1 pseudogene is annotated in these 464 nt (G+C 55.4%); it reads right to left on the bottom strand.

What is annotated here, in order from left to right:
- Positions 1-464 (bottom strand): annotated as a pseudogene (locus JW499_RS21670) (isocitrate lyase); the annotation flags it as partial.

Genomic DNA, 464 nt, shown 5'->3' on the forward strand with positions numbered 1-464 from the left:
CCCTGCTCACCGAAGTACTCTTTCGCCAGGTTGTCAGTCGACAGCGCAGCGGTGTGGTAAGTCGGCAGGGTGATCAGGTGGTGGAAGATACCCGCTTCGCGAGCGGCATCCGCCTGGAAGCTCTGGATACGACGATCGGCTTCAGCAGACAGTTCAGACTCATCGTACTCAACCGACATCAGGTTATCACGGTTGTAAGCAGACAGGTCTTTACCCTCTTCAGCCCAGGCATCAAATACCTGCTGACGGAAGTTCAGGGTCCAGTTGAACGATGGGCTGTTGTTGTATACCAGCTTGGCATTCGGGATCACTTCACGGATGCGGTTAACCATGCCACCGATCTGACCGACGTGAGGCTTCTCAGTCTCGATCCACAGCAGGTCAGCACCGTTCTGCAGAGATGTGATGCAGTCCAGTACACAACGGTCTTCACCGGTGCCGGCACGGAACTGGAACAGGTTAGA

Origin of the sequence: Amphritea pacifica (assembly GCF_016924145.1) — a bacterium.
Taxonomy (GTDB): Bacteria; Pseudomonadota; Gammaproteobacteria; order Pseudomonadales; family Balneatricaceae; genus Amphritea; species Amphritea pacifica.